This is a genomic window from Bacillus cereus group sp. N21 (assembly GCF_016483395.1).
Classification (GTDB): Bacteria; Bacillota; Bacilli; order Bacillales; family Bacillaceae_G; genus Bacillus_A; species Bacillus_A pseudomycoides.
Genome location: NZ_JAEHBX010000054.1, coordinates 1 through 21,776, shown reverse-complemented (window position 1 = coordinate 21,776; position 21,776 = coordinate 1). Strand labels below are relative to the sequence as shown.

Genomic DNA, 21,776 nt, shown 5'->3' with positions numbered 1-21,776 from the left:
AATACTAGAGTTAGTATGGGGGGATAGGAGTGACTGAAATGAGTGGAACGAAAGTTATAAAGAGTTATCGAAAGATTATTGCGAACCAGCAGGTGAAAGAAGGAGCGTATTGGAGAGAAAAATTGGCTGGGCACAGGAAAGTAGCCTGTTTTCCATCTGACTCTTATCAATCTAAGTCTCAGGAAAATGTTTCTTCGTCTAATTATCAATTTTCAGACGATCTATTGGTCAAAGTGAAAAAAGTCAGCAATAATAATGATTATGCTTTACATGTGGTGCTTGCGGCTGCCGTTACGGTACTACTTTATAAATACACCGGAATGGAAGACATTGTTATTGGACAGCCAGTTCTTGATCCTGTTTCAGAGAATATGATGAATGACCGTCTCGTCTTAAGAAGTAGATTAGAGGGAGATCTGACATTTAAGAGTCTCCTAATCCAGATGAAGCAAACAGTTTTAGACGCGATCGAGCACCAAAATTACCCGATGGACGTTCTAGCAGAAGAGCTAGAGTTAAAAATGGCTCCAGGGGAGAATCCTTTTTATGAAACCGGGGTTCAACTTGAAAACATTCATGCATCAACATTTAACGAAGAGTGCCCTAAAATTCTTTTTTCTTTCAAAAAGGGAGAGAGCGGCATAGATCTTAGCATCAAACACAATACGCTTTCCTTTCAACCAGCGACAATTGATAGAATTGTAAGTCATTATTTTAAAGTGCTAGAACAGGTGTTGAATAATTTAGAGACTAAGTTGCTAGATGTTGGCCTTTTGACATTAAGTGATGGCAAATGGATTGCTGATTATAATAAAACTCAACTCGATTTTGACTCGAGCCTTAAATTCATGGATGTATTTGAAGCTCAAGTTGCTCAAAGGCCAACAGCACCAGCGATTGTAGGAGACGGTATCCGCCTTACTTATCAAGAATTTAATGCAAGAGTAAACCGGTTGGCAAGAACACTTAGAGACAAAGGGGTTCAACCGGATAGCTTGGTTGCAATTATGGCAGAGCGCTCAGTAGAGATGCTTGTCGGAATTTTTGCCATTCTTAAAGCAGGAGGTGCTTATATACCGATTGATCCCAAATATCCTCAGGCACGGGTGAAGTATCTTCTTGAAGATAGTCGCGCAGAAGTAGTGCTCACGCAAGCAAAGTTCATGGATAGACTGGAAGGTGACTACCAAAAGTTAAATCTAGACGATGAGGCCTCTTACGCTAATGAGGAAAGCAACTTAGTATCTGTGAACAAAGCTACTGATCTAGCATATGTCATTTATACGTCAGGTTCCACAGGAAAACCAAAGGGCGTTATGATTGAACATCATAATATGATGCATATCCTGACAGCGTTAGAAGAGAGATATCCATTTGGAGTCGAGGATGTCTATTTACTAAAAACGCCGTTTACTTTTGATGTATCTGTAAGTGAGTTGTTTGGTTGGGTTCGTGGCGGTGGTCATCTGGTCATACTCGAACCAGAAGCGGAAAAAGATCCAGAGAAACTGTTAGAGGTATTGCATGAATCAAATGTGACACATGTAAATTTTGTACCATCATTATTAAATGTCTTTGTTCAGGTCCTTAAAGATCGTAACGATTGGAGCTTATCAGCATTAAAGTACGTGTTGGTGGCAGGAGAAGCTCTTCCAAAGAAAGTGGCTTACAATTTCAAGGAAATGCTCCATGATGTGCGCCTAGAAAACCTATACGGACCAACAGAAATTACTATCTATGCAACAAACTATTCTGTTGTGAATGATTCTAAGCTCGGGAGCATACCAATAGGTAAGCCATTGCCTAATGTACAGGCTTATATCGTGAACGAACAGTTAAGTCTTCAGCCAATTGGGGTAGCTGGGGAATTGTGTATTGCTGGTAGTGGAGTTGCCCGCGGTTACTTGAATCGTCATGAGCTGAGTGAAGAGAGGTTTGTTACTTGTCCTTGGGAAACTGGAGTGAAGATGTACCGAACTGGTGATTTAGTACGTTGGCTAGCTAATGGAGACATTGAGTATTTAGGGCGTATTGACCACCAAGTTAAAATTCGTGGTTATCGAATTGAATTGGAAGAGATTGAAAGGGTTGTCATGGAGCATTCTTCAGTACGAGAAGCATTGACAGTGGTCCGTGAAGATAGAAATGGAGACAAGAACCTCGTGATGTATGTGGTCCTAGAGGTTGGAAAAGAAATGCATGTGAATGAGATGAGGGAGTATTTACAAGGGCTACTTCCAGAATATATGGTGCCTTCAGCTTATGTGTTCCTAGAGGCGTTTCCGTTGAATCACAATGGAAAGGTGGATCGACAGGTTTTACCTGTTCCAGATGAATCTAGCTTTGATCAGGTGGAGTATGTTGCACCACGTAATTCCGTAGAGCAAGTAATCGCAGAGGTGTGGAGTGAAGTCCTGGGCAATGAAAAAGTTGGAGTTCATGACAATTTTTTCACTCTAGGTGGGCATTCTTTGTTAGCGATGCTGATAGTTTATCGTCTTCGTTCTGCTTTAAATACAGAGCTCTCTATGCAGTCTCTGTTTGACCACCCGACCGTCTCTAAATTGGCGGTAATAATTGATGGAAATAAGAAGGTCTCTAATAAGAATGGAAGGCAACGAATTACTAAGCTTTCCCGCGAAAAACATCGTTTGAACTAGTAAAATCTTTTTAATTGGTAACTAGAGTTAATAAGGGGAGAAACTAATGAAGAATGTATCTCAGCATTCAACAGAGGAAGTTTTGGTGGAAGAACAAGCAGATGAGGTTTATTCTTTTGATGCTTCATTTGCTCAAAAAAGACTATGGTTAATGGATCAACTACTTGATGATAAGTTTGTCTATAATATCCCTACTTCCATACGGATACAGGGCGTTATTCAGCTAGAAGCACTGGAGCGGGCATTCTACTATATAATTAATCGCCACGATACACTACGTACTACGTTTTGTGAAATAGATGGAGAGATTGTTCAAATCGTTCGCAAAAGACTTCAATGGAGGCTCCTAATTGATGATTTAACTCCTTTGGAGGAAAGTGTGCGTTGGGAACATGCAATCGATTTGGCTGAAAAAGAGGCAGAAACACCTTTTGACCTACAGGAAGGACCTCTTTTTCATGTTCGTTTAATTCGTCTTAGTGAAAGGGATCATCTTCTATTAGTTAATTTACATCATATTATTTCAGATGGTTGGTCGACAAATGTATTGATGAGAGAATTGTCTCAACTTTATAAGGCATTTGTCCATCAGGAAAAAATCGAGCTACAGGAGCTGCCGATCCAATATGCCGATTTTGCCCATTTCCAGAAAGAGTGGTTACAGGGCGAATCATATGAATTGCAACTGCAATATTGGAAGGAACAACTTTCTGGTGAACTCCCTGTATTGCAATTGTCCACTGCTACTCCACACTCTCAAAAACGTGGAAACAGAGGTAAAACCTATGAATTTACTGTGAGTCCTGCTGTCAGTCGAGCAATCAAACAATTTAGTCAGAGAGAGAAAACGACCAATTTCATGACATTGTTTGCTGTATATAATGTATGGCTGTACCGATATGCGAATCAGAATGACTTGCTTGTTGGTATACCAGTAGCAGGCCGTGAATGGGAAGAGGTAGAAGAGGTAATTGGCTTTTTTATCAACAATTTAGTCATTCGTAGTCACATTGATGAAAAAGTATCGTTCCGCAATTTTCTACAGAGCGTTAAACAGAACGTTATAGAAGCTTATTCTAATCAAGATGTTCCATTTGAAAAAGTGGTGGAGGTTGTCCAACCAGATCGTGATATTCAAATTTCTTCAATTTTTCAAAACATGTTTTCTCTTCGTGTGCAGGATAATACTTTTACATTGGAAGGACTCCAAACAGAGGTTATTCAGGTTGAACGTCATTCTGCAAAATTCGATTTACTGATGGAGATGACGGAATCAGAGGACGGTTTCACAGGAACGTTGGAATATAGTACCGACTTGTTCGATGGGGAAACCATCAAGAAAATGGTAAATCATTTCTTGAATCTGTTAGAGGGAATAACCAACAATGCAGAAGAAAGTGTAGCCCGTTTACCGATGCTAACTGAAGAGGAAGTACAACAACAGGTACAGCAATGGAACGAGACGGATGTAGCATATCCTTCCATAAGTGTACAAGAAGGCTTTGAGGCGTGGGCTTCTCGAAAACCAGAGAAAATAGCTCTTGTATATGGTGAAGAAACAGTAACGTATGGAGAACTAAATCGTAAAGCCAATCAATTAGCTCATCGATTACAGTCGCTTGGTGTTGGAGTAGACACATTGGTTGGTATTTGTCTGAATTCTAGCCCCGAGATGGTGGTCAGTATGCTTGCTGTACAAAAGGCAGGAGGTGCCTACGTCCCAGTCGATCCTTCATTGCCGCTTGAGAGACGTCGCTACATGGTGGAGCGTGCTGGGTTGAAGGCGTTGGTGACCAAACAACTCTGGGCAGAGGAGTTGTCTGGGGAGGCTGGGGTAGCAATCGTGTGCCTAGATAGCGAGGCAGGACTAATTGCAGTTGAACCAGAACACAATTTGCAGAATGAAGCAGGCGCAACGAACCATATGTACGTAATTTTTACCTCAGGTTCTACAGGAGTACCTAAAGGCGTTAACGTTTTTCGAAGAGGTTTTGAGAATTTAATGCAATGGTATATTGGTGAATTCCAGATGTCGGAAACGGATAGCATGTTGTTAATCACTTCACCAAGCTTTGATATGACGCAGAAAAGTATCTACGCCCCGCTGATGACTGGTGGACAACTAGTGTTGTTACAAACAGGACTCTATGATGCAGCTGAGATTACCAATGAGATTGAAAAGAACAATATTACACTGCTAAGTTGTACACCAAGTGCTTTTTACCCGTTATTGGATGAAGCTGTTACAACCGAATATGCCCCGTTAAGCACGTTGCGCCATGTTTTCCTAGGGGGAGAACCTATATTGGCCAATCGATTGGTGTCATGGACCACATCAAGAGCATGTCATGCTGAGGTGGTAAATACATACGGTCCTACTGAATGTACTGATATTACTGTATTTAAACGTTTGCCTGATATGGAGCTACTACTAGATAAGCCTATGCCAATTGGGCGACCTGTCCCTAACAATAAAACCTACATTTTGAACAGTGAATTGGGACTTGTACCAGCAGGGACACCAGGGGAATTGTGCATTGCAGGAGTGCAAGTAGGTGGAGGCTACATTGGCGAGAAAAAGATGACTGCTGAAAAGTTTCTTGTCAACCTCTATGGAGATGAGCGAACGCCGTTTTTGTACAGAACAGGAGATCTTGCAAGGTATTTGCCAGATGGAACAATTGAGTATTTAGGTCGAATAGATCATCAAGTGAAAATTCGAGGATATCGGATTGAGCTAAGAGAAATTGAAGTGGTGCTAAGAAGGTGCGCTGGCGTCAAGGAAACAGTTGTCGTGGCAACAGAAACTCGACCGGGAGATAAGCGCTTAGTTGCTTATGTCGTTCCAGAAGGCAAAAGGCAATCAGGAGAAGATTTTTCAACTCGGTTACGGAATGAACTTCTAGACAAGTTACCAAACTATATGATTCCGTCAGTATTTGTTATTTTGGAGGATCTGCCGTTATCTCCGAATGGCAAGGTAGATCGTAAGGCGTTACCTGACCCTAAGATGACTGGTGGACAGGAGCGGTTATACACAGCACCGCGCACAGTACTTGAGAGGAAAATGGCAGATATTTGGATGAGTGTATTGCATGTTGAGAAAATAGGTATTTACGATAACTTTTTCGAATGCGGTGGTCATTCACTATTGGCGACACAGCTCGTTTCTCGTTTACGCTCTGCTTTAGATATAGAAATCTCTCTTCGGGCTTTGTTTGATAACCCAACAATTGCTGGGCTGGCTTCTGAAGTCACATTTTCTGACAGAGCAGAGAAGAGTGAATTAGAATCAGGACTGAAACATAGTAACGAGACAATTCTACCGGTGTCTCGAGAGGGTAAAATACCACTTTCGTTTACGCAGAAGCGCTTGTGGTTCTTGGATCAACTAGAACCTGAAAGTGTAGCTTATAACATCTTCTCGGCTATTCGAATAGAGGGAGCGCTGGATAAACAAGCATTTGAAATTTGTCTAAATCAACTTGTTGAACGACATGAGTCGCTAAGGACAACTTTTAAGGATGAAGATGGCCCAGTACAAATTATCTCTCCGACCCTTCACATTCCATTATCATTAATAGATTTTCGGGAGATGGAAGAAAAAAAGAAAGAAACAGAAGTAGAGAGATTTATTTTAGAGGAAACTAGTCGTCCATTCGATTTGGAAAGAGGCCCCCTGTTACATGTAAGCTTGCTATGGCTAGATGAAACGGAATATGTCCTATTAGTTTCGATGCATCACATTATATCTGATGGATGGTCTATCGGGTTGCTAATACAAGAATTGGGTGAGTTGTACTCAGCTCATCTCCATGGGAGACCAGCAAATTTGCCAGAGTTGACTGTTCAGTATGCTGATTATGCGGAATGGCAGAACAATAAAGTAAGCGGAGAAAATTTTGAACTTCTTACTACATATTGGTCTGAGCAATTGGGTGGGGAATTACCAATATTGGAGCTACCATCTGATAACCCACGACCTAAACGACAAACATTCCGTGGTGGTCGTAAAACGGTACAAATTCAAAATGACACCGTTCAAAAGCTAAAAGAGCTCAGTCATCGCGAAGAGGTTACATTGTTTATGGTGTTTCTCTCAGCATTTAGTGTATTACTTAATCGATTAAGTAGACAAGAAGACTTGATTATTGGGACACCAATTGCAGGGCGAACCCACACAGAAACAGAACCATTGATTGGGTGCTTCGTCAATACTTTGGCACTACGCGTTGACCTTTCACAAAAACCGACGTTTGTAGATTTACTTAAGCGAGTGCGGAAGGTTTGCTTAGATGCTTATGCTCATCAAGATATGTCATTCGAGAAGTTAGTCGAGATTATACAGCCAGAACGTAGTCTGAGTCGTAACCCTATCTTTGATGTGATGATTAATTTAGTCAATACACCTACTGAAAATGCACAATGGCAGGATGTTACTCTATCTCAGATGGATGTAGGAGATCCTCAATCCAAGTTTGCTCTCACACTGTATATACAAGACAAGCAAGATGGTATGGAGTTGGAATTTGTTTATCAGAAGGATCTTTACAGTGAAAAAAGGATTGAAGAACTTTCCAGTCAATATATATCACTACTAAAACAGGTAGTGAATCATAGTGGAATGGCGATTGATTCTTATTCTCTTACAACGGATAGAAGTAAGAAAGTTCTACCTAATCCAAAAGCGAAACTAGAAAAACCGTTCTATCCATCGGTTCCTGAAATGTTCCGTAGGGTTACTCTTCAAAATCCAGAACAGGAAGCCATTAACCATCGGGGAGAGAAGAAAACTTATGGAGAGTTGGCTGAAGCTGTCCAAAGCATTGTAAGTAGTCTACATGCTGGGGGACTGAATCAAGGTGAGGTTGTAGCCATTTTTGGACGACGTAGTATCGGTCTAATTGCTAGTATGTTGGGGGTATTAACCGCAGGGGGGGTAGTGTTAACAATAGACAAGAACATGCCATTAGAGAGAAGACAAAAGATACTGCTTTCATCAGGTGTTGATAGACTGATTTATGTTGGAAGTCGTCAAGCTGAAGACGATTCCTTGTTTACAAACACTGAATGGAAAGAGGTTCATTTCATTAACGAGATGAAAGGTCAACCTCTAACAAATCTGAAAGATTCAAAAAATATAGAGGTAGCTACTTTCTCACTACCACAACCAGATGATCCAGCCTATATTTTCTTTACTTCCGGGACTACAGGCGTTCCTAAGGGTGTTGTTGGAAAGCACAGTGGACTAGCGCATTTTCTTGTATGGCAACGGGAAAAGTTTGGGATTGAACCAGGAGATCGGGCTGCCCAGTTAACAGGTCTTTCTTTTGATGTTGTACTACGGGATATCTTGCTTCCTTTGACGAGTGGGGCGACGATTTGTTTGCCGGATGTAGAGGAGGATCTATCTGCTTCGCAGATTTTACCATGGATGGAAAGAGAGAAGGTTACTTATTTTCATACTGTACCTAGCTTAGCGCAGTCATGGTTGGAAATTGAAAATGTTAAGCTTACTCATCTGCGTTACGTTTTCTTTGCAGGAGAACCTCTTTCAGCAGGCTTAGTCAAATCATGGCGCTCAACTTTTGGCGATCATACCACAATAGTTAACTTGTATGGTCCAACTGAGACTACTTTGGCAAAATGTTATTTCGAAGTTCCGAGGAAGGATAATCTACCATTTGTTCAACCAATTGGACAACCGCTTCCTGAAACTCAAGTATTAGTAGTAAATACAGATTTTCAGCTTTGTGGTATTGGTGAACCAGGTGAAATTGTCATTCGAACACCTTTTAGAACACTTGGATATTTGCAAGCTTCTGAAAAAGACAATGCTCTTTTTATACCTAACCCATTCACAGATGACCCAGAAGACATTGTATATCGAACAGGAGATATGGGTATCTATCGTCTAGACGGGTTACTGGATATTGCAGGAAGGCTTGATGATCAAATCAAAATTCGGGGAATTCGTGTAGAGTTAGGGGAAATTAAATCCATTATATCTAGTCATCCTCTTGTTAAAGAAGCAGTGGTCATTCCTGTTTTGGCAACTAACGGTGACAAAAGATTAGCAGCTTATTTCCTTCCTCAAAACGAGAAGGTGGAAGTTGCCGAATTACGTGCCTATGTTAAGGAGAAATTGCCTTCGTTTATGATTCCAGAGGCATTTGTCAAGATTGAGGCAATTCCGCTTAATGCAAACGGAAAAGTGGATCGTCGAAAGCTTCCTGACCCGACAATTTCATTTAATGAACTGCTTTCTGTATCATCTATCCCTCCAACAACAGAGTTAGAAGAGGAGATAGGAGAAGTATGGAAAGAATTACTGGGAGTGAGACAAGTAGGCATTCATGACAATTTCTTTGACATTGGAGGGCATTCATTGCTTATTTTACAAGCTAAAACTAAGCTAGCCAAACTGCTACAACGAGATATTCCTTTAGTTGACTTTTTTCAATACCCTACCGTGTCTTCCTTAGCAACGCACCTTAGCGGAGATGGGGAAGAGTCATTACGGTTTGGAAAATCTAAGGATCGTGGAAGTAACCGACGAAATGCTTTGCAACAACGTCGTCTTCAGAGACAGACAAAGAAATAATAATAGACAAAAGAGAAGGGGATGTACGCTATGACCATGTCTTCAGAGAATGGATCAGAGATTGCAATTGTAGGTATGAATGGTAGATTTCCAGGAGCGCCTAACTTGGAAACTTATTGGAAGAATTTATTAGAAGGTAAGGAAGGTATTCGTTTTTTTAGTGATGAGGAACTGAAGAAAGAGGGCATTGACCGATCTCAGTATGAAAATCCAAATTATGTGAAGGCTGGTACAGAACTTAATGATATTGATAAGTTTGACGCCTCTTTCTTTGGCTTTACCCCACGTGAAGCGGAAATCATGGACCCGCAGCAACGATTGTTTTTAGAGTGTTGTTGGGAAGTTCTGGAGATTTCTGGATATGATCCAGAAAAATATCTTGGACGTATTGGCGTATATGCTGGTGTATTTTCTAGTACGTATCTGTTTAATTTATACAGCAACCAGGCTCTTTATAATTCAGTAGGGGAACTAAATATTCGTCATGGGAATGAAAAGGATTATTTGGCTACTCGAGTATCATATAAATTGAACCTTAAAGGACCAAGTGTAAGTGTGCAGACTTCCTGCTCTACATCTCTTGTTGCTGTTCATTATGCAGTCCAGAACTTACTAAGTGGCGAATGTGACATGGCGATTGCTGGTGGAGTGTCAATTGTAACTCCCCAAAAAACGGGATACATGTATCAAGCAGGTGGGATTCAATCACCAGATGGACATTGTCGTCCTTTTGATGCGAATGCAAAGGGTACGATCTTTGGCAACGGAGTAGGAGTCGTTGTACTTAAACGACTAGAGGATGCTCGCAATGACGGTGATACTATTTATGCCGTCATTAAAGGAAGTGCAATTAATAACGATGGAGCAGACAAAGTTGGATTCACCGCACCGAGTGTCAATGGTCAAGCGGAAGTAATCGCGGATGCAATGGCGATGGCGGAAGTCGGCTCACTCACGATAGGAATGGTTGAGGCACATGGAACAGGAACACCACTTGGTGATCCGATTGAGATCTCTGCACTGACACAGGTGTATCGTGAGCAAACGGCTGAGAGGAATTATTGTGCCATTGGATCGGTGAAGTCTAATATTGGTCACCTTGGAGTGGCGTCAGGTGTTGCTGGTTTGATTAAAGCAGCGCTGTCCCTTTACCATAAAAAGATTCCACCGACTTTACATTTTGAAGAAGGAAATCCAAATATTGATTTTGCTAATAGCCCGTTTTATGTAAATACAGAGCTTCGGGATTGGGAAGAAAAGAAGGGAATCCCACGCCGAGCAGCTGTAAGTAATTTTGGAATGGGAGGGACTAATGCGCATATTGTTCTAGAAGAAGCTTTACCTTCTAGATTACAGCCTGAGAGATCAGCACATAACGAACAGCTTCTTGTCCTATCTGCTCAATCAGATACCGCGTTGGACAGTGCGGTTGAACGTATGAAGGATTATTTCCAACAAAATCTTGATGTGGATTTAACGGATGTTGCCTATACGTTACAGGCAGGTCGCCGCGAATTTTCACATCGTGTTATGCTAGTTGCTCAAACGAGAGACGAAGCACTAGAAATTCTGGAAAATCGGAAAAGTAGCAAACTGGTTAGAGGATCGAGCAAGAAAAAGCGTGAGGTTGCCTTCGTGTTTCCTGGACAAGGATCACAGTATGTCGGAATGGCTCACGGGCTTTACGTGAAAGAGCCTGTATTCCGTAAAACGTTTGACTACTGTTGTGATACGCTTCTTCCATTGATTAAAACAGATATTCGTAAGCTTCTATATCAGCCAGAAAACGAAGTATTTACATCTGAAGAGCTACAGCAGACTTCACTTGCACAACCAGCTCTTTTTGCGATTGAATATTCACTTGCTAAGTTGTTAGAATCTTGGGGCATAAAACCTAGTCTAATGCTAGGTCATAGTATTGGTGAGTATGTGGCAGCATGCTTAGCAGGTGTATTCTCCCTAGAAGATGCCCTTCGAATTGTGGCTATCCGAGGTCGCTTAATGCAGCAAATGCCAACTGGAAAAATGCTGTCGGTTGCTCTTTCAGAATCACAGGTACAAGAACACCTTGAAGGTGAATTGTCTATTGCAGCGATCAATACTCCTAACTTGTGTGTGATTGCAGGAAAAGAGGAAGAAATTGAGGCATTGTACAATAGGTTACAGGAGCAGGGTGTGGAAACGCGTATGTTAATTACATCTCATGCTTTCCATTCTGCAATGATGGATCCAATTTTAGATGAATTTGTTGATGAAATATCCAAGGTTCAAATGAATACACCTGCTATTCCATATCTCTCTAACCTTACTGGTACGTGGATTAAGTCCGAGGAAGCAACCGACCCAAGGTATTGGTCGAAGCATCTGAGAGGTGCTGTTCGTTTCACAGCAGGTGTGGAAACTTTGTTGGAAGAAGACATTATCATAGTAGAAGTAGGACCTGGACAATCACTTACTGGACTCATAAAGGGACATGAGATTGAAGATCGGAAACCTATTGTTTTCCCTCTTCTTCGTCACCCTAAGGATCGTCAAACTGATAATACTGTTTTATTATCGGCAATTGGCCGTTTATGGTTGGCGGGAGGTTCTGTGGACTGGGAAGGGCTCCATAATTCTCATAAAGTACATCGTATTCCGCTACCAACTTATCCATTCGAAAGGAGACGTTTCTGGATTGATCGAATGTCGTCTAATCTAGCTCCAGTACAGGAAACAGAACAGAATGAACATGTGTATACAAAAGTGACAGAAGAAGAGTCAGTCCTTGTTAAAACTGAGTATCTAACGGCAGCGACTACAGAGAATACAGGTCCGTTAGGAGTTGAACAGAAAGTTGGAGCCATTTGGGAAGAATTGTTTGGTATAGAATCAATTGATGTTAATGATAATTTCTTTGAGATTGGTGGACATTCATTACTTGCCATTCAGCTTTTTAATCGCATTCAAGAAGAGTTTGACGTTGAATTGCAAATTGAAGATATGTTTGATGATCCTACGATATCTGGTCTTACAAAGCAAGTAGAAGAAGCCTTAGAAAGTATGCGAGAATTAGGAAATGAACTAGAGGAAACTTCCGATGAAGAGATTGAAGAGATACTCAAAGAGCTTGAGGGAGAGGCTCTAGATTTAGAAAAGTTTTTCACAACTAAAGGATAAAGGCGGGAACAATTTGGTTGATCAATTGCAAATAACAGAAGTTACATCAATTGATGGGAAAATGCTAGATGATTTGGCTGATTTATTAATTGATGTTGTTGACGAGGGGGCTTCAATCGGCTTTTTACCACCGTTGAGTAGGGAAGAGGCAAAAGAATACTGGGAGAGTGTGTTGGTTCCTGGTGTAATTTTGTGGGCTGCTAAATTAGAGGATAAGTTGTGTGGAGCAGTTCAATTACACCTTTCGCTAAAGGAAAATGGAACTCATAGAGCTGAGGTGGCGAAGCTAATGGTCCATACTCAACAACGTAAAAAAGGGATTGGAAGAGAGCTAATGACCATCTTGCAAAGCCGGGCTAAGTTAGAGGATATAAAACTTTTAGTCCTGGATACCAGACTAGGTGATCCGTCCAACACATTATATAAGTCTCTTGGATATGTTGAAGTTGGAAAGATCCCGAATTACGCTAAATCTGCTGATGGGAAATTAGAAGCCACTGTATTTTATTACAAAGAAATTTAAAAATTATTTAAGCAGTCCTCCTAATCATTTCTAGATTGGGGGTCTGCTATCAATTCTGACAGTGGATTGTAAATAGCTTTGGATAGAAGAGCCTCTGTCATGATAAATCATACAGTAATATGAAATGCCAAATGCGAAAGAAAGGGTGGAAGGTATGAACCAGACTGTACCGTTAGAACGTATATCTCGAACACAATCTCTTCCTCTTACTGTGGAACAATACCGGCTTTGGTTTCTCAGTCAACTGGAACCTGATAGTATTCATTTCAATATTAATTTAGCTTTTAGAGTAAAAGGAGTACTACAGAGTGAGATTTTAGAAAAGAGCTTAAATGAAATTGTTAGCCGGCATGATACACTGCGCACGGTTTTTCAAACTAGGGGAAATGAGCCAGAGCAGATTGTTCTTGATAAACTATGGATTCCTATTCAGAAAGTAAACTTGAGGAAAACTCAGGTAGAAGACCGTGAGTCTCAAGCCATCACTCTAATGGATGAAGAAATACAAAAACCATTTTTATTGGAGACAGGCCCACTCTTAAGTTTATCGATGTATCAACTAGAGGATGAAGATCAGTTTTTGTTATTTAAGATTCACCATATTATTGCCGACTTTGTATCGTTAGAGAAGCTAATCCAAGAACTTGGATTTTTTTATAATTCCTATGCCCAAGGAAAAATGAGTACACTTCCTCCACTCCCTATTCAATTTGTTGATTATGCATATTGGCAACAGCAGAATACGAAAGGAAACGTGTACCAGAAACAATTGAAATACTGGAAGGAAAAACTAGGATGTGATCTTCCAGTTCTGAGAATGCCATTGGATCGTCCTAGACCCGTTGCTATGACGCACAATGGAGAGCGAATACGCATGAAAATTCCTGCTGAAATTACGACAGCTTTAAAGGAATTGAGTCGTAAGAGTGGCGTGACGATGTTCATTACGATGTTGGGAGCATATCAAACATTACTATATCGATACACTGGTCAGGAAGATTTATGTGTAGGGACTTCAATTTCTAGCCGTAATCGCCCTGAGTTACAGAATTTAATTGGTCTTTTTGCTAACACCCTCGTATTGCGGAACAACTTAGAGGGGAACCCAACGTTTGCAGAGGTGCTGAAGCGCACACGTAAAGTTGCTTTTGGTGCATTTGCACATAAAGATATTCCTTACGAAAAATTGATTGAAGAGCTAAAAACAGAGCGGAACATGAGCCATAATCCCTTCTTCCAGACCATGTTAACCTATCTCACGGCCCAAGATGAAGAAGATCAGCCTTTTCAGGGTATAGCAATGGAGACTCATGATCTTAAAAAGAAGGCAAGCGCCCTGGAATTGAGCTTCACCATAACTGAACAGAATGACGAATTGGTATGCTCTATGGATTTTAATACTGATCTATTCAATACTGAAACCATTCATCGTCTGTTAAAGTACTTCTTAAACTTATTACAGGCTTGCGTAGATAATCCACAACAACCGATTTCAGAAATTCGGCTGTTATCCGAAACAGAAGAGCAACAACTTGTTGAAAAGTGGAGTGGTAAAAACAAGGTTAAACAGTTACCAGAGGCAAGTGTTCATGAACTGTTTTCCCAAAAAGCCACTAGCACTCCTGATGCAATCGCCGTAAGGTTTCAAGATCAACAGTATACCTATCGAGAGCTGGATGAACGTTCTAATCAACTTGCCAATTACTTAATTAATAAGGGACTAGGTCCCCGTAAGTTAGTCGGAATTTGCATGGAACGTTCACTAGAGATGGTGGTTGGGCTTTTAGGAATATTAAAAGCAGGCAATGCTTATGTTCCAATTGACCCATCTTATCCTCAGGAACGCAAGGCATTTATGGTTAATAACTCTGAAGTTGAAATTCTACTTACTTTAGATTCAGAAGTAAAGAGTTTAAGTAGTGAACAGTGTACGGTTATTTCTATCAATGACGAGTGGGAATTGATCGCACAGGAATCACGTGAAGCAAGCAAATTAAAGGTAGAATCAGAAGATTTAATGTACGTTATTTATACTTCTGGTTCCACGGGCAAACCTAAAGGAGTTATGGTATCACATAAAGGAGTAGTTAACCATTGCTTTAACATAGTAGACCGATTTAAACTTAACCATCAAGATCATGTGCTACAGTTCACTTCGATTAGTTTTGATGTTGCTGTGCAAGAAATATTCCCTACTTTACTAACGGGTGCTACTTTGGTTCTTTGGAAAGATAAATATATCTCCGAAGGTAGAGAGTTTTTAAAGTGGATTGGGCAAGAAAAAATTTCAGTATTAAATACGACGACTGCCTACTGGAGTACCCTTGTAGCTGATCTGAAATATGAACGTGCCATTTTACCTTCTAGTTTAAAATTGGTCATCGTTGGCGGAGAAAAGGTCTTACCTGAAACATATGTGACATGGAAAAACGTTACAGATGGTAAAGTGAGATGGATCAATGACTATGGACTGACGGAAACAACAATAACTGCTACTATGTTTGAACCAGATGCCGAATGGGATCCACAGAAAGTGGTTCCTATAGGGACTCCACTAGATAACGTAGAAATCTACATTCTAGATAACAATCAAAGGCCTGTACCTATCGGTGTTTACGGAGAGTTATACATTGGTGGTATAGGCGTAGCTAAAGGATATTGGGGACGTCCAGAGCTGACGAAGGAGCGATTTGTAGTAAATTGTTTCTCTGAAAATTCAGATGATAAATTGTATAAAACAGGGGACCAAGCACGTTTTCTTTCCGATGGGACTATAGAGTTTTTGGGACGCTTGGACGATCAGGTTAAGATTCGTGGATATAGGATAGAAATTGGTGAAATTGAGGCTGCAATAGAGCAATACGGTAAGATATCTCAGTCGGTTGTTGTTCCTTTTAAACTAGCAAATGAAAGCACACAGCTGGCAGCATATGTTGTATTAAACGATTCTGCAGTTAGAATTGATGAACTTAGAAATTTCTTAAAGAGTAGATTACCAGATTACATGGTTCCTTCACATTATGTTGTGATGGATCAGATTCCATTGACTGTAAATGGAAAAGTGGATGAGGCAGCGCTTCCGAAACCGGAGTTGCACGCCATTAAATCCAAAGAATACGTTGCTCCACGAACGCCAACTGAACAAATCGCTGTCTCAATTTGGACGGATTTGCTAGATTATCCTGACATCGGAGTTATGGATAACTTCTTTGAAGTAGGAGGGAACTCATTGTTGGCGACTCAAGTTGTATTACAGGCAGCAACTAAGTTTGAGTGCAATGTTCCTCTAAGAGTTTTGTTTGAATATCCAGTTTTAGCGGATTGGGTAGCAGAAATTGAACGCATAAAGTTACTTGAGGCATCGAAAGGTACTAAGCTAGATTCTGAAAAATGCATCGTAAAAATTCAACAAAAAGGAGAGAAGACTCCACTTTTCTTCATCCACCCTGTGGGAGGAACGGTAAGTTGTTATTTCACGCTTGCACGTCAGCTTGGAGAAGACCAACCTTTCTATGCTTTCCAAGATCATGGGTTTGTTGAGGAGAACTCCACATTAGATTCAGTAGAGAAGATGGCAGATCATTACCTTAAAGAAATTCTTGAAGTACAGCCTGAGGGTCCATATCGCTTAGGGGGATGGTCTATGGGTGGCTTCATTGCTTATGAAATAGCCAGCAAGCTCAAGGAAGATGGTCATGAGGTTATTCAGTTGGCTATTATTGATAGTTATTTGTCTAAGAATAGAGATGCAACCGATGATTCAATTTTCTACAACTTCATTAGACAATTAGCTGCACTTTCAGGAAAAACAATTTCTGATTCAATAATCTCGTCTTGGCAGGAGTTGAATATTGATCATGCGTCTATGTGCAAGGAACTTGAAGCATTTGGATTAGTTCCACTTGGAACATCCACTGAGCATATACGTCGTTTGATTGATATTTATAAGACCACAGCACGTGCATTTCACAAATATATTCCTGTAAAACGACCTAAACTGGAAATTACAAATGTGCAATTGTTCCGTGCAGGAGACTCTCCTGAAGAAGAAGGAATCTGGACAGAATTGGTGACTAACCTTTCCTTGCATCAAATGATTGCTGATCATTTCTCGATCGTGCATCACTCTGAAATTGGGGATATTGTTAATATTCATCACTCAGATGTAGTTAAAAATTAGTCGGTATTTGCTTATTTTTTGTCTCAATCTAATTAAAGGAGGTGTTAATATGATTTTTGTTTTAAAACTTATAATGTACTTTCTTTTGTGGACGCTATGGTCTTATACCATGCATGTGATTGCTCACATCCCGCACAAAAAAAACGTCTTGGGCAAAATTCATGCAGCACACCATCGGTATGAGTATGGAGAATCAAAATGGCCACCTTGGCATGATTATTTCTTATGGTTTGGAGGGTGGAAAGAGACTCTAGACGTATGGATTACATTCACTCTGCCGATTATTGTGTTAATATTTTTCGATCCGGTTTATGGAATCATTCTGTTTGTGTTCCATTATATCTATGAAATCTTCTTGTCACGAAATGTCCTAGATCACAATCCAAATATTACATCTAAGATCACAAATATCATTCCTATAGGGGTATTTCATATGAAACATCACAAATATTATCAGTGTAATTATTCGTTTTTTATTACACTCTGGGATTTTTTATTCCGAACAAATGATGAGCGTATGATGGAAAGAAGAAAGAAAAAACGATTAGAGCGTAAGCGTACTGTCTAAGGGGAGGAAAGTGTAATGAGTAATTTAGAAAAAAAGTTGGCTGCTCTAAGTCCTGAGCAACGTAGAATACTAGAACAGCGGCTAAAACAAAAAGCAACAGCTACCAAAGATAACGTGGCAAATACAGATAAACCAAACATTTCGGAAAGCCTTAAAAAGAAGGGGATGGATTTCTCCTTAATCTTCTTCTCTGGTGAGGGCTCTTCAAACAAACCAGATAAGTATCGTTTGTTATTAGAAAGCTCTAAGTTTGCAGATCAACATGGACTTAAAGCTGTATGGACACCAGAGCGACATTTTCAGGAAATTGGAGGACTTTATCCTAACCCGTCGGTACTAGGTGCTGCCCTTGCAACAGTTACTAAAAACATTCAACTGCGAGCAGGGAGCGTTGTATTACCCTTACACAATCCTTTGCGAGTTGCTGAAGAATGGTCAGTAGTTGATAACCTTTCTGGTGGACGTGTTGCAATTTCTGTTGCTACTGGTTGGCATCCAGCCGATTTTGTTTTAAATCCTGGGGTGTATGACAACCGAAAAGAACTAATGTTTAAAAATCTAGAACAAATTCGCCAACTATGGCGTGGAGAAGCAGTAAAATACCCAGACATAACTGGGAAAGAGATTGATATCCGTATGTTACCTAGACCTATCCAACCTGAGCTACCTCTTTTCCTTACAGCTTCCGGTAATCCGGCCACTTGGGAAAAGGCCGGAGAGATGGGATTCAACATTTTATGTTCTCTTTCTAATCATCCAGCTGATGGATTAAAAGAACGTATTAAGCTCTATCGTGAAAAACGGGAAGAACATGGACATGACCCTGAAGAGGGCACAGTAGCTGTAATGTTACACACTTACGTAGGAGAACGGGATGATGAGGTTAAAGAGCTAGTCCGGGAACCATTGCGAGATTACTTAGATACGTTCTTAGATCAATACGATACTATGAACCCGAATGGAGACGAAAATGTAAGGTGCATGTTGCACAATAGTCGAGATTCCCTTATTAAGTTCGCATTCGAGAAATACTTTCAAATGAGTTCATTAATGGGATCTAAGAAAAAGTGCGCAGCAATGGTTGAACGTCTACATCAATATGGGGTAGACGAAATCGCTTGTCTTCTAGATTATGGTCTTGAATACGACCAAATCATGAAGGGTTTGGATGGCTTAAAAGAATTAAATGAGTGGTTTACTCCGGCACAGCAGAAACAGTTTATTTAGAACGAGAGTTACTTTGTCGACATTCCATAATCTATGGTTAAATTGTAGCTTTATGTGAGGTAATAAATGTTAGGAAATGAGTACCACTTTAACCATCGCTATAAGGAATTAAGACATATCATTACTACTTAGAGGGTGATCTTATTAAACTGATTGAAGTGCAACAGGGACAAGTGGAGCAGAAGAAAGGACTATGGAGAAACAGTAATTTCATGAAATTCTGGATTGGGGAGACCCTTTCCTCATTTGGTTCACAAATTACACTAATGGCATTACCATTAATTGCTACGATTTCATTAAATGCTACCCCATTTGAGATGGGGATATTGCGTACTGTTGAGTATGCACCTTTCCTTTTGTTTGGCTTGTTTGCTGGAGTGTGGGTTGATTATTTGCCGAAACGATTACTTCTGATTACCATGGATTTTTGTCGCGCAGCCATTCTGCTCATTATCCCGCTCCTTTTCGTCTTGGGGTCATTAAATATGCCTTCTTTATGGATTGTGGCATTTCTTACTGGAATCTGTACCACGTTTTATGCTATTGGCTATCAATCTTTCATCCCTTATATGTTAAACAAGGATCAATTGGCCGACGGAAATTCTAAATTGGAATTAAGTCGATCCATTTCTGAAACGGCAGGTCCTGGTTTAGCAGGGATGTTCGTACAGTTGTTTTCGGGGGCGTTTGCTATCATCCTAAATTCAGTTTCATCTGTTATATCAGGTATGATGCTACTCTTTTTAAAAGTAGATGAGCCTAAACGAAACAAAAATGCAAAATCAAACTCTAGTGTTTGGAGAGACATAGGAGAAGGTCTTCGTTTTGTATTCAAGAATCGTTACCTTTCTGCAATCGCAGGCTGTTCCGCGACGACAAACTTTTTTCTAAACGTTCTTTTCGCTATTCTTATTTTATATGCTACGCGAGAAATTGGTCTTAGCGCGGGACTTGTCGGACTGTTAATGACTCTAAGTTCTATTGGAGCGTTAATCAGTGCAGTTGTAAGTAGCCGACTTGTCGCACGATTAGGATTTGGTGCAGTCATAGTAGGTTCTGCTTTTTGCCAAGGACTTGGAGGATTATTCTTTTTAGGCGCAGTTGGAAACAAATATTTTGCGTTCGCAATGATATGCGTAGCCTTGTTTATCGTAAATTTTTCTATGACTGTTTATAATATTGCCCAAGTTAGTTTTCGTCAAATGATTACTGAGAAGCATTTACTAGGGCGTATGAATGCCACAATGCGTACGATTGTATGGGGAAGTATTCCACTTGGAGCGTTTACGGGTGGGCTGCTAGGTACCTGGATTGGGTTATATCCTACAATTATTGTTGCTGTATGTGGTGGGATGTTTTCTTTCTTGTGGGTTTTGCTATCTCCAGTGAGAAGCATTACTGATGACAATATGGTAGTTGTAGAAAAATAATAAGTGCAATACTAAATTATCATTGTTAGCCCTTTTTAGAGTTCTGGTGCGAAAATGTTAGTTAGAAACATAGAGTGGCAATTTCCTCTTCATTTCTATCTTATGAAGCTAAGCCAAACAATTTATGAATAAAAACATACAGAACCTATGTTAAATACAAATTTGTATTCTATTCATGAGCAAACGTATAGAAGAAAGTAGACGCTCATTATCGTAGTACGTCTAATCGAAAAGCATTGCTGAAGACTTTGGCAGTGCTTTTTCTAAATCAACTTTTTGATATTTTTCATTCTGCTCACAATATCATTTTATATTTTTTGAGAATATATCCACACCTATCGGCATATATCTTAAACACAATAGATATATGAAAGGGTGAGAGTATGATTTCATCATATTCAGTAAGATACATTTTAATAACAGGTAATACTTTTATAAAAAAAGTAATCACTGTATATGCATCTTCTGCGTTCTTTGCTATTGAAAAAATCAAAAAAGAATTAGAACGCCGCTTTTCTAATCCTACAAAAATTGAAGTCTATGCAGTATAAATATTTAAAACAATTTAAACGGACAAGGTGAAACCAATATTGGTTTCACCTTGTCCTATTTTAAATTTATTATGTATTAATTACACATTAAAATTCATCATCACCAATTAAATTTCCTGCATCATTATCTTTCGTTAATCGTTGTTTCAAATAATTTTCTTTTGTCGTTCTATCATTTTTATGACCAACTGCAGCTGCGATTACATGAGGTGCAAGCCCCTTGTAATCATATAAGTACTGTACATAAAAATGTCTAAAGAAGTGAGGGGTAATTCTTATATTCTCTGTAAAGGCTAACTTGGTATCCTTAATGACTTTAGAAATATATTGTGACAAGTAATTCTCTCTATAAGCTGAATGGTTCTTTGTTTGAAATATAGTCCCACCATTTTTATTCCCAATGTTTATAGGTAACCTTCTCCGGATTCGAAATGCAACAATACGATTAAAAATCTCCTTATTAATAGAAACAATCCGTTCATTATCCCCCTTTGTATCTACTGTTAAATAATAACGTCCACGTATATCGTCATACTCAAGATCTTCCCACTTTGCATGCGCAACTTCTGCAACACGTAACCCTGTAGTAGCTAGGACCGATAATAAAGCGTAATTGATCTCATTATCCTTATAGTAATGAAGCAACTGCTTCACTTCTTCATATGATAACTCGCGTTTGGGTTTATGGTGTTTATTAACGGTCGTACTTAGAATTTCCACATGAAGAGGTTCTTGGATATATTGAATTTCATATAGCCATTTCAAATACGAACGGATCACACCAAGTTTCCGACTAATGAATATTCTAATTGAATTGGGCCGGGAATTTATAGTTTTGTACCAGTGAATTTCATTCTATAGTCCACCTATTATC

9 protein-coding genes and 1 pseudogene are annotated in these 21,776 nt (G+C 39.8%); 9 read left to right on the top strand and 1 reads right to left on the bottom strand.

Annotated features, from left to right (window positions below; translation table 11 throughout):
- Positions 1 to 38 precede the first annotated feature (38 nt).
- The 9 genes from JDS96_RS22845 to JDS96_RS22805 all read left to right on the top strand — a co-directional run bounded on the left by JDS96_RS22845 (position 39) and on the right by JDS96_RS22805 (position 20,902).
- On the top strand, positions 39 to 2,660 hold the full coding sequence (locus tag JDS96_RS22845) for a non-ribosomal peptide synthetase (protein ID WP_199668092.1): 2,622 nt from the start codon (positions 39 to 41) through the stop codon (positions 2,658 to 2,660).
- Between the two features lie 46 nt (positions 2,661 to 2,706).
- On the top strand, positions 2,707 to 9,264 hold the full coding sequence (locus tag JDS96_RS22840; protein ID WP_199668091.1) for a non-ribosomal peptide synthetase: 6,558 nt from the start codon (positions 2,707 to 2,709) through the stop codon (positions 9,262 to 9,264).
- A gap of 30 nt (positions 9,265 to 9,294) precedes the next feature.
- Positions 9,295 to 12,423 carry a type I polyketide synthase gene (locus tag JDS96_RS22835; RefSeq protein WP_199668090.1) on the top strand — a complete coding sequence of 1,043 codons (3,129 nt, stop codon included), beginning with the start codon at positions 9,295 to 9,297 and terminating at the stop codon, positions 12,421 to 12,423.
- A gap of 13 nt (positions 12,424 to 12,436) precedes the next feature.
- Complete coding sequence (locus JDS96_RS22830; protein ID WP_199668089.1) at positions 12,437 to 12,946, top strand: GNAT family N-acetyltransferase; 510 nt, start codon at positions 12,437 to 12,439, stop codon at positions 12,944 to 12,946.
- Between the two features lie 154 nt (positions 12,947 to 13,100).
- The gene (locus JDS96_RS22825) at positions 13,101 to 17,126 is read left to right on the top strand and encodes a non-ribosomal peptide synthetase (protein WP_199668088.1); all 4,026 of its coding nucleotides are present in this window, start codon (positions 13,101 to 13,103) and stop codon (positions 17,124 to 17,126) included.
- A 49-nt stretch (positions 17,127 to 17,175) separates the two neighbouring features.
- A complete protein-coding gene (locus JDS96_RS22820; RefSeq protein ID WP_199668087.1) occupies positions 17,176 to 17,694 on the top strand; it encodes a sterol desaturase family protein in 519 nt (172 codons plus the stop codon).
- Positions 17,695 to 17,709: 15 nt separating this feature from the next.
- The gene (locus JDS96_RS22815) at positions 17,710 to 18,921 is read left to right on the top strand and encodes a MupA/Atu3671 family FMN-dependent luciferase-like monooxygenase (RefSeq protein WP_199668086.1); all 1,212 of its coding nucleotides are present in this window, start codon (positions 17,710 to 17,712) and stop codon (positions 18,919 to 18,921) included.
- A gap of 158 nt (positions 18,922 to 19,079) precedes the next feature.
- Positions 19,080 to 20,351, top strand: coding sequence for an MFS transporter (locus JDS96_RS22810; RefSeq protein WP_307838203.1), 1,272 nt, complete (start codon positions 19,080 to 19,082; stop codon positions 20,349 to 20,351).
- Positions 20,352 to 20,734: 383 nt separating this feature from the next.
- On the top strand, positions 20,735 to 20,902 hold the full coding sequence (locus JDS96_RS22805) for a hypothetical protein (RefSeq protein WP_000625960.1): 168 nt from the start codon (positions 20,735 to 20,737) through the stop codon (positions 20,900 to 20,902).
- A gap of 87 nt (positions 20,903 to 20,989) precedes the next feature.
- Here the strand turns inward: JDS96_RS22805 and JDS96_RS22800 are convergent.
- Positions 20,990 to 21,700, bottom strand: a pseudogene (locus JDS96_RS22800) (tyrosine-type recombinase/integrase); the annotation flags it as partial.
- Positions 21,701 to 21,776 lie beyond the last annotated feature (76 nt).

Bases quoted from the DNA above. Each gene is read 5' to 3' on its own strand.
- JDS96_RS22835 (WP_199668090.1), top strand. From the start codon at position 9,295: ATGACCATGTCTTCAGAGAATGGATCAGAGATTGCAATTGTAGGTATG.
- JDS96_RS22805 (WP_000625960.1), top strand. From the start codon at position 20,735: ATGATTTCATCATATTCAGTAAGATACATTTTAATAACAGGTAATACT.
- JDS96_RS22815 (WP_199668086.1), top strand. From the start codon at position 17,710: ATGAGTAATTTAGAAAAAAAGTTGGCTGCTCTAAGTCCTGAGCAACGT.
- JDS96_RS22820 (WP_199668087.1), top strand. From the start codon at position 17,176: ATGATTTTTGTTTTAAAACTTATAATGTACTTTCTTTTGTGGACGCTA.
- JDS96_RS22845 (WP_199668092.1), top strand. From the start codon at position 39: ATGAGTGGAACGAAAGTTATAAAGAGTTATCGAAAGATTATTGCGAAC.
- JDS96_RS22825 (WP_199668088.1), top strand. From the start codon at position 13,101: ATGAACCAGACTGTACCGTTAGAACGTATATCTCGAACACAATCTCTT.
- JDS96_RS22840 (WP_199668091.1), top strand. From the start codon at position 2,707: ATGAAGAATGTATCTCAGCATTCAACAGAGGAAGTTTTGGTGGAAGAA.